Here is a 7,560-nt window from a genome sequence, read left to right as displayed (position 1 = left end):
GTCCTGGGACGGGCGGGCGCCACGGCGCAAGGGAAAAGCGGGGTGCGGACGGTCCTCAGCGGCCGTTGAACGCATCCTTCAGACGCGAGAAGAGTCCCTGCTGCCCCGGCTGGAACTGACCGGTGGGCCGCTCCTCGCCACGCAGCTTCGCCAGCTCCCGCAGCAGCCGCTCCTGCTCCGGGTCCAGCTTCGACGGGGTCGTCACCTCGACGTGCACGATCAGGTCGCCGCGTCCGCCGCCCCGCAGGTGCGTGATGCCGCGGCCGTGCAGCGGGACCGACTGGCCGGACTGGGTGCCCGGCCGGATGTCGACCTCCTCCAGGCCGTCGAGCGTCTCCAGCGGCACCTTCGTGCCGAGCGCGCCCGCCGTCATGGGGATGGTGACCGTGCAGTGCAGATCGTCGCCGCGTCGCTGGAACACCGGGTGCGGCAGCTCATGGATCTCGACGTACAGGTCGCCGGCCGGTCCGCCGCCGGGGCCGACCTCGCCCTCGCCCGCGAGCTGGATGCGGGTGCCGTTGTCGACACCGGAGGGGATCTTCACGGTGAGCGTGCGCCGCGAACGGATGCGGCCGTCACCGGCGCACTCCGGGCACGGCGTCGGCACGACCGTACCGAAGCCCTGGCACTGCGGGCAGGGCCGCGAGGTCATGACCTGGCCGAGGAACGACCGTGTGACCTGGGAGACCTCGCCACGGCCGCGACACATGTCACAGGTCTGGGCGGAGGTGCCGGGTGCGGCACCCTCGCCGCTGCAGGTCGTACAGACGACGGCCGTGTCGACCTGGATGTCCTTGGTGGTACCGAACGCCGCCTCGGCGAGATCGATCTCCAGCCGGATCATTGCGTCCTGGCCTCGCCGGGTGCGCGACCGCGGTCCACGCTGCGACGCCGTGCCGAAGAACGCGTCCATGATGTCGGAGAAGTTGCCGAAGCCACCTTGTCCGAATCCGCCCGCGCCACCGCCGCCGGAGGCGGACAGCGGGTCGCCGCCGAGGTCGTAGACCTGCTTCTTCTGCGGGTCCGACAACACCTCGTAGGCGGCGTTGATCTCCTTGAACCGCTCCTGGGTCTTCGGATCGGGGTTGACGTCCGGATGCAGCTCGCGTGCGAGCCGCCGGAAGGCCTTCTTGATCTCGTCCTGAGATGCGTCGCGGCGCACGCCGAGAACGGCGTAGTAGTCCGTGGCCACTTACGACTCCGCCAGGATCTGTCCGACGTAACGTGCCACTGCGCGTACCGCTCCCATCGTTCCGGGGTAGTCCATGCGGGTCGGTCCGACCACGCCGAGTTTGGCGACTGCCTCGTCGCCCGAACCGTAGCCGACCGCGACGACGGACGTGGAGTTGAGCCCCTCGTGGGCGTTCTCGTGCCCGATACGTACGGTCATGCCCGAGTCCTTGGCCTCGCCGAGCAGCTTCAGCAGCACGACCTGCTCCTCCAGCGCCTCCAGCACCGGCCGGATCATCAGAGGGAAGTCGTGCCCGAAGCGGGTGAGGTTGGAGGTGCCGCCGATCATCAGCCGCTCCTCCGTCTCCTCGACGAGGGTTTCGAGCAGGGTGGAGAGCACGGTGGACACGGTTCCCCGGTCCTCGCTCTCGAAGGATTCCGGCAGGTCCTGCACCAGCTGCGGGACGTCCGAGAACCGGCGTCCCACGACCCGGCTGTTGAGCCGGGCCCGCAGATCGGCCAGAGAGGTCTCACCGAACGGTGCGGGACAGTCGATCATGCGCTGTTCGACCCGGCCGGTGTCCGTGATCAGCACGAGCATCAGCCGGGCGGGCGCCAGCGACAGCAGTTCCACATGCCGCACCGTGGACCGGGTCAGCGAGGGGTACTGCACGACGGCGACCTGCCGGGTCAGCTGCGCGAGCAGCCGTACGGTGCGGCCCACGACGTCGTCGAGGTCGACCGCACCGTCGAGGAAGTTCTGGATGGCCCTGCGCTCCGGCGACGACAGGGGCTTGACCCCTGCGAGCTTGTCGACGAAGAGCCGGTAGCCCTTGTCCGTCGGGATGCGACCCGCGCTGGTGTGGGGCTGGGCGATGAAACCCTCGTCCTCCAGCACAGCCATGTCGTTGCGGACGGTGGCCGGGGAGACCCCCAGCTTGTGCCGCTCGGTGAGCGCCTTGGAGCCGACGGGCTCCTCGGTGCCGACATAGTCCTGGACGATGGCGCGCAGCACTTCGAGTCTGCGTTCGCTGAGCATGGCGCACACCTCCAGCTGTGTTTCCTCGGTGGTTCTGGTCGATCTCCGGCGATTCCTGGCACTCGATGCGTACGAGTGCCAGCGATCCCCCGCCAGTGTACGGCGGCCGGGTGGGGCCCTAGCAAGGGCGACCGGCCACGCTACCCCGAGACTGTGCAGGTCGTTGCCGATAGCGTCTCCGCATGGACGCGTCTTGGGAAGACTTCGGCTGGGAGCGACTGGGCAACGGTGTGGGCCGTCGGAGGCTCCCCGGGTGGGATGCCACGGTCGCACTGGTGGTCGGAGCGGAGGCGGCCCTGCTCTTCGACACGGGATCGACGCTGCGCGAAGGGGTGGAGATACGGACCCAGGTGCAGGCCATGACCGGCCGGAGGGTGACGCATATCGCACTCAGTCACCCTCATTTCGACCATGTGCTCGGCACCGCGGCATTCGCCGGGGCGGAGGTGTACGGCGCGATCGGCATGGCCGCTCTCCTGACCGGCAGCGCGGGCGAGCTGTACGCCGACGCGGTGCGCCAGGGGGTGTCCGAGGAGGACGCGGCGCAGGCGGCGGACGTCCTGGTGGCACCGCACCACCAGGTGTGCGACGAATGGACGCTCGACCTGGGCGGCGGCCGCCAGGTGCTGCTGGCGAACGTGGGCCCCGCCCACAGCGGCCACGATCTCGTCGCCCTCGTGCCCGGCTCCCCGGCCGTGGTCCTCTGCGGCGACCTGGTCGAGGAGTCGGGCGAACCGCAGGCGGGCCCGGACGCGATCCCGTCGCGCTGGCCGGCCGCGCTGGACCGGCTGCTGGCGCTGGGCGGCGAGGACGCCATCTACGTACCCGGGCACGGGGCCGTCGTGGACGCGGCGTTCGTACGGGCACAACGCGACCGGCTGTCCGCCGCCTTCGGCGTGTCGTGACCGATTCCCGTCCTATCGTCGTCCGATGCGCAGCTACCACCCGGACCTGACCCCGCCCTGGAAGAAGTCCGCTCCCGTCCCCGAGGTCCCCGCCGAGCCCGATCTGGTCGTGGAGGAGGTCTCCACCGGCTTCTGCGGTGCGGTGATCCGCTGCGAGAGGACGGCGCAGGGCCCGACAGTGACCCTGGAGGACCGTTTCGGCAAGCATCGGGTGTTCCCGATGGAACCGCGCGGCTTCCTCCTGGAGGGCCGCGTCATCACCCTCGTACGCCCCTCGGCGACCGGCCCGGCCCGCCCCGCCCGGACGGCCTCCGGTTCCGTGGCGGTCCCCGGGGCACGGGCCCGGGTGGCGCGGGCGGGCCGGATCTACGTGGAGGGCAGGCACGACGCGGAGTTGGTCGAACGGGTCTGGGGCGACGACCTGCGCATCGAGGGTGTGGTGGTGGAGTACCTGGAAGGCATCGACGACCTCCCGTCCATCGTCCGCTCGTTCGCGCCCGGCCCGGATGCGCGACTGGGCGTCCTGGTCGACCACCTGGTCCCCGGCTCCAAGGAGTCGAGGATCGCGGCCGAGGTCACCGACGCGAACGTGCTGGTGGTGGGCCACCCGTACATCGACGTCTGGGAGGCCGTGAAACCGGCGTCGGTGGGCATCGGCTCCTGGCCGGTGGTGCCCCGCGGCCTGGACTGGAAGACGGGCGTGTGCCGGTCACTGGGCTGGCCGGAGAACACGGGCGCCGCGTGGCAGCGCATCCTGTCGACGGTCCGCTCGTACAAGGATCTGGAGCCGGCGCTGCTGGGCTCGGTGGAACACCTGATCGACTTCGTGACGGCGCCTGCCTAGTGCCCCTCCCGGCAAGCTTTGCCGGTCACGGCACTGGTTCGTCATTCAGCCCGTCCGACGACCGGGGGCCGGGGGCCGGGGTGGAGCCCCCGGTTCCGGGAAAGGGGTGGCAGGGGGATCAGGCCCGCCGCAAGCGCACCCGTACCCCCGCGCCCCTCAGTCCACCAGGTCCCTGACCACCGCATCCGCGAGCAACCGCCCCCGCAGAGTCAGCACCGCCCGCCCCTCCGCATAGGGTGCCGCCTCCAGCAGCCCGTCTTCCACCGCGCGCCCCGCCGCTGCCAGTCCGGCGGGCGCCAGCAGCGACAGCGGACACCCGTCGACCAGCCGCAGCTCCAGCAGAATCCGCTCGACCCGCCGGTCCTCCGCCGACAGGATCTCCCGCCCCGCGCCGGGCGACCGTCCCTCCGCGAGCGCCTGCGCGTACGCGCCGGGATGCTTCACGTTCCACCAGCGCACCCCGCCCACATGGCTGTGCGCCCCGGGCCCGGCCCCCCACCAGTCGGCGCCCCGCCAGTACAGCTCGTTGTGCAGGCACCGTCCCTCCACCGTCCGGGCCCAGTTCGACACCTCGTACCAGGAGAAGCCGGCCGCGGCCATGGCCTCGTCGGCGATCAGATACCGGTCGGCGTGGACGTCGTCGTCCGTCATCGGAACCTCGCCGCGCCGGATCCGCCGCGCCAGCTGCGTGCCCTCCTCGACGATCAGCGCGTACGCGGACACATGGTCCGGCCCCGCTCCGATCGCCGCGTCCAACGAGGCCCGCCAGTCGTCGTCGGACTCCCCGGGCGTGCCGTAGATCAGGTCGAGATTGACGTGCTCGAAGCCCGCCTCCCGGGCCTCGGCGACACACGCCTCGGGCCGTCCCGGCGTATGCGTACGGTCGAGGATCTTCAGCACGTGCTGCCGGGCACTCTGCATCCCGAACGAGATCCGGTTGAAGCCGCCTTCCCGCAGCTCCGCCAGATACGCCGGGTCGACCGACTCCGGATTGGCCTCGGTGGTGATCTCGGCGTCGTCGGCGAGCCCGAACTCGTCACGGATCGCCGCCAGCATCCGTACGAGATCCCCGGCGGCCAGCAGCGTGGGCGTACCACCGCCGACGAACACCGTACGGACCGGTCGCGGGTCGTCGCCGAGCACCTTGCGGGCCTGGCGGACCTCGCCGATCAGATGGGCGGCGTAGTTGTCGCGCGAGGCCAGGGCACCGCCCGACCCCCGCAGCTCGGTCGCCGTGTACGTGTTGAAGTCGCAGTACCCGCAGCGCGTGGCGCAGTAAGGCACATGCAGGTAGAAACCGAGCGGCCGGTCGGCGGCGCCTTCCAGGGCATGGCGGGGCAGCGCCCCGTCGTCGGGCACGGGCTCACCATCGGGCAGTACGGAAGGCATACCGTCCATTGTCACTCGTCGCCGGTCGTACTCCGCCCGCGCTCACCTGGCCTGCAGGACCACCAGCGCCAGATCGTCGTCCGGCGGGCGCTCGGCGAACTCGTGAACGGCGCGTTTGATCCGGTCCGCGATCCCCTCCGCGGTCAGCCCGGCGCACCCGGCCAGCGCCCGGGCGAGGCCGTCCCCGTCGTCGAACATCGCCGGACCGGAGCGCCGCTCCGTGACCCCGTCCGTGACGCAGAGCAGGCTGTCCCCCGGCGCCAGGTCGAAGCTCTGGCTCTCGTACGCGACGTCCTCGACGACCCCGAGCAACACCTGCGGCTCGGCGGCGGTCCGCACGGTGCCGTCGGGCCGCAGCAGCAGCGGCAGCGGATGGCCCGCGCTGGCGAGCGTGCAGCGCACCCCGCCGCCGGGCAGCGGCACCATCTCCCCGTACAGCAGGGAGAGGAACCGGGGCTGCCCGCCGTCCGGCAGCTGCGGACCGTCCTCCCGCAGATGCTGGCCGCCCTCCGCCAGGTGCTGTCCGCCCGCGGCCGCGACCATGAGCGCGGCGGCCTCGGCGGTCTCCATCGCGTCGTCGAGAAGCAGCCGGTTGAGCCGGTCCAGCACCTCACCGACGCGGAACCCCTCCCGGGCCAGCAGCCGCAGCCAGGGACGGGCGAGACCGGTGACGACGGCGGCCTCGGGGCCGCTGCCCTGCACATCGCCGAGGATGAAGCACCAGCGGTCGCCGGGGCACGGGAAAATGTCGTAGAAGTCACCACCGACGACACCGTCGTCACTAGGCTCGTACACCAGTGAGCTGGTGACGCCGGGGATGTCGGCGACCTTGCTGGGCAGCAGTCCGCGCTGCAGGATGCGGCTGATGGTGGCCTGCCGGGTGTACGCGCGAGCGGCGCCGACGGCGAGGCCGACGCGGCGCACGAAGTCCTCGATCAGCGCGGTCACCCCGTCAGGGACGCGGGCGATGCCCTCCCGCCCCAGGAGTACGGCTCCGAGCGTGCGGCCGCCGGCGGTTATGCGAAAGGCGAGCGCGGCCCCCGCACGGCCGCTGGAGCGCTCGTCGGCGCCCGGACCGGTCCCGTCCTCGTCGGCCCCGGGCCACGGCATGGAGACGGGCCCGGTGCCCACCCGCTCCGGCAACCGGATCGGGTCCTGCTCCAACACGGGGCGCAGCTGCCCGGTCTCGGCCTCGTCACGGTGCCAGACGCTCGCGAGCCGGGGGACGGCAGCGGGCCCGCCGTTCTCCGGCTCCAGCCAGATCGCGCACCAGTCGGCGAGTCTGGGCACCAGTAACTGCCCGGCGAGCGCCGCCACGATGTCCTCGTCGAGCTGCCCGGCGAGCAGGTCGGAGGCCTCGGCGAGGAACGAGAGCGCACCGCGGCCCGCCCAGTCCGCGTCGTCGCGCAGAGCGCGCCGGGCGGTGGGGGCGAGCAGTTCGGCGGTGCGCAGCCCGCCCCGGAGTTCCGGCTCGGCGGCCGGCTCGGGCAGCACGGTCCAGTCGTCGACGGGCAGACGGGCCCAGACGGTCTTGAGGCCGGTGCGATAAGTGATGCCCCAGCGTTCGGCAAGTGCGGCGACGATCTGCAGCCCGCGCCCGTCCTCGGCCGGGCCGTCCGGGTACGCCGCGGGCACCGGGTCAGGGCGATCGCTGCGTACGGAACGGGTGGGGTGGTGGTCGGCGACCTCCAGCACCAGGGCTGCGGCCTCGTCCCCGGCCGCTTCCTCCAGTCGGAAGAGGAGTTCGACGGTGGTCCCGGCGTGCACGACGGCGTTGGTGACGAGCTCATCGGCGACGATCACCGCGTCGTCGGCCAGCCGGTCGCTGAAGCCCACGGCCGCGGGCAGCCCGAGCCTGGTCCACTCGGCAAGGGCGGCCCGGACGAACCGGCGCGCGGCGGCCGGCGCGAGGAGGTTCCCCGGCAGGCTCGTCCGGGCGACCGGCCGCGCGTCCGCCCGCCCGACGTGGGTATCGGGACGCTGAACAGAGTCCCGCTGCAAGGGAATGGGCCCCATGGCGCCGCTCCTGACCTGTTCTCGCACGGCCTGTTTCGCGCCGTATGCCGCTGACGACACGGACAGAGTGACAGACCGATCCTCCCCAGAAGCACCGAGTTACCGAAGTGGGAGGAGAAGACGCAGGAACCACGCTCAGGTACGGGGATGCAGGAACAGCGGTGCGGGCGGGGCAGTCCGCCCCGCCCGCACCATGG

6 protein-coding genes are annotated in these 7,560 nt (G+C 71.9%); 2 read left to right on the top strand and 4 right to left on the bottom strand.

Features of this window, described 5'->3' with window-relative positions; genetic code table 11:
• Positions 1-55 precede the first annotated feature (55 nt).
• Together dnaJ and hrcA are read right to left on the bottom strand one after the other, a co-directional pair.
• Positions 56-1,192 (bottom strand): molecular chaperone DnaJ, encoded by a 1,137-nt coding sequence (gene dnaJ / locus ACFU6I_RS38230; protein WP_345512775.1) that lies wholly within the window; start codon positions 1,190-1,192, stop codon positions 56-58.
• On the bottom strand, positions 1,193-2,209 hold the full coding sequence (gene hrcA / locus ACFU6I_RS38225) for a heat-inducible transcriptional repressor HrcA (protein ID WP_266985805.1): 1,017 nt from the start codon (positions 2,207-2,209) through the stop codon (positions 1,193-1,195).
• A 182-nt stretch (positions 2,210-2,391) separates the two neighbouring features.
• Between hrcA and ACFU6I_RS38220 the strand changes: the two genes are divergently transcribed.
• Together ACFU6I_RS38220 and ACFU6I_RS38215 are read left to right on the top strand one after the other, a co-directional pair.
• The gene (locus tag ACFU6I_RS38220) at positions 2,392-3,114 is read left to right on the top strand and encodes an MBL fold metallo-hydrolase (RefSeq protein WP_384375882.1); all 723 of its coding nucleotides are present in this window, start codon (positions 2,392-2,394) and stop codon (positions 3,112-3,114) included.
• 25 nt (positions 3,115-3,139) lie between these two features.
• A complete protein-coding gene (locus ACFU6I_RS38215) occupies positions 3,140-3,958 on the top strand; it encodes a DUF3097 domain-containing protein (protein WP_384375879.1) in 819 nt (272 codons plus the stop codon).
• A 156-nt stretch (positions 3,959-4,114) separates the two neighbouring features.
• Here ACFU6I_RS38215 and hemW read toward each other — a convergent pair whose 3' ends face one another.
• Both hemW and ACFU6I_RS38205 read right to left on the bottom strand, forming a co-directional pair.
• On the bottom strand, positions 4,115-5,347 hold the full coding sequence (gene hemW / locus ACFU6I_RS38210; RefSeq protein WP_266985799.1) for a radical SAM family heme chaperone HemW: 1,233 nt from the start codon (positions 5,345-5,347) through the stop codon (positions 4,115-4,117).
• Between the two features lie 42 nt (positions 5,348-5,389).
• Entirely contained in the window at positions 5,390-7,363 is a 1,974-nt protein-coding gene (locus ACFU6I_RS38205) for a SpoIIE family protein phosphatase (RefSeq protein WP_384375876.1), read from the bottom strand.
• Positions 7,364-7,560: the final 197 nt, after the last annotated feature.

The sequence above is a fragment of the Streptomyces sp. NPDC057486 genome (assembly GCF_042802415.1).
Taxonomy (GTDB): Bacteria; Actinomycetota; Actinomycetes; order Streptomycetales; family Streptomycetaceae; genus Streptomyces; species Streptomyces yanii.
The sequence above is the reverse complement of the archived record's forward strand: the minus strand, read 5'-3'. Positions and strand labels throughout refer to the sequence as shown.